The sequence below is a fragment of the Flavobacterium piscinae genome, assembly GCF_004122145.1.
GTDB classification, from domain to species: Bacteria; Bacteroidota; Bacteroidia; order Flavobacteriales; family Flavobacteriaceae; genus Flavobacterium; species Flavobacterium piscinae.
Window position 1 is genome coordinate 1 of sequence record NZ_SBKQ01000028.1, and the last position, 1,898, is coordinate 1,898.

1 protein-coding gene is annotated in these 1,898 nt (G+C 43.5%); it reads right to left on the reverse strand.

From position 1 onward, the window contains the following. Positions 1 to 64: 64 nt before the first annotated feature. A complete protein-coding gene (gene ltrA / locus EQG68_RS14865) occupies positions 65 to 1,360 on the reverse strand; it encodes a group II intron reverse transcriptase/maturase (RefSeq protein WP_129465667.1) in 1,296 nt (431 codons plus the stop codon). Positions 1,361 to 1,898: the final 538 nt, after the last annotated feature.

The following is a 1,898-nucleotide window of genomic DNA, read 5'->3' on the forward strand; positions in this document are numbered from 1 at the left end:
AATCGAGTAGACTGCCCTGCCAGAAACTGACAGGAAGAGCCTCTCACACCACCGAGCGTACGGGTCACGTACTCGGCGGTTCGCAAAGAGATGGGTTGAGTTGAATGTAGCATTCCATTAAGGTCTCGTATCCTTTTTGTTTCAGGCGTTTCAAAGTAATGGTTGTTCCTAGAATGGGACTTTGGGCAATCGCCCAACCACCATTTCGAGTCCTGCTCCAAGCATAGGCGTGGTCTTGGTCAACTCCTAATCGAATCAGATTCTTTCTTTTCCGTTCAGGTTTCTTCCAGTCGTGCCAGATGCAGTAGCGGATTCGGTTCCGTAGCCAACCATCGATGTTTCGTAATTTCCCTATGATGTTGGTTCCTCGAAAATAGCTTAGCCATCCTCGTTGGATTTCCTTTATCTTGGTGATACGTTCTTCTAGTTTGGCTGGAGTGGTTTTGCGGGTGATGCTTTTGAGACGCATCTTTAGGTTTTTCCATGCCTTTTCGGCTACTACGAGTTGGTATTGGTTCTTGCTTCCTTTATTGTAAACAGGCACAAATCCGAATCCTAACAAAGTGAAGTTGACGGGTTTTCTAATCCCGCTCTTCTCCTTGTTGATGGTTAGTTTGAGCTTGTTCTTGAGAAACTTTTCAATCACTATTCTGGTAGCTTTCGCTTGATTGTGGCTCTTGCAGTAGATACTAAAATCATCCGCGTACCGAACGAATTTATGTCCACGTCGGGTCATTTCTTTATCCAATTGGTGGAGTAAGATATTTGACAATAGTGGACTTAATGGACTTCCTTGCGGAACGCCTTTTCTTCGTTTTCGTAGCTTTCCGTTGATTTTTATCGGTGCTCGAAGCCCTTTGCGAATGAGTTGCATCGTGGTTTTGCATTTCACTTTTCGGTATACCAAATTCAATACTAAACAATGGTCAACTTCATCAAAGAAGTTTTTCAGGTCAATATCCACAATGTGGGTAAGTCCTGAATGGATGTAGTCCCGTGCTTGTCCAACAGCTTGTCGGGCATTTTTGTTGGGTCTAAATCCAAAACTGTTAGGTTTGAATTCGGGTTCAAATAAAGGTGCGATACTTTGTGATACAGCCTGTTGCAGTACTCGTTCGCTCGTTGTGGGAACGCCCAACAGTCGGGTTTTTCCGTTTCCCTTTGGGATTTCGATTCCTAAAATGGGTTGAATTTGATAGCTTCCTTGTTTGATTTCCGTTATCAGCTGGTCTTTCTTTTCTGTGAATACCTTGCGGAGTTCACGTACCGAAATACCATCAACACCCGCACTGCCTTTGTTAGCAATAACGTGTTCCAATGCTTTTTGAAGGTTGTAAGGATGTACTACTTGTTCTATCATTTTAGTTTTGTTTTAACCTGTTTTCGTTAAGTAGGGCTACTGTGCGTTCCGTTACTTATTGAAAACCTCTTTACGTTCAGTCCTTCCTTGTCTGTGAGTCCTATGCGGTATCTATTCGCACCTCGTTTCGTTCAAGTACTATGACCTCTGCTGACTTCTCTTTGTGATTAACTCGTAATCTAAGAGACCTCCCCTGGTAACCGCTTTTTCCTTCCTCCAATGCCTGCGTCATCTACAAATTAAAGTTTGGTATTCTTTGGACGTTGCGTTGCTGTGGACGCTTATCCGCTTTAAATTGCCTCTTATGACATTTCTGTTCGTCAGTACCGGATTTTGTAGTCCTGCTTCCTTCAGTGCATATCTCACGATAAACCACCTTGCAGCTTACTAAACCTTCGAGACGTTACGCTCGCGGTTAAGGGACTCGCACCCTCTAGAAAAATAACACCCCGAGAATTAGTTTTTGTAATCCAAATTTGTATTTTTGAACTATTTGAAAAGCTTTCGGGGTGTGTCCTGCGGATGCAGGGCACACACA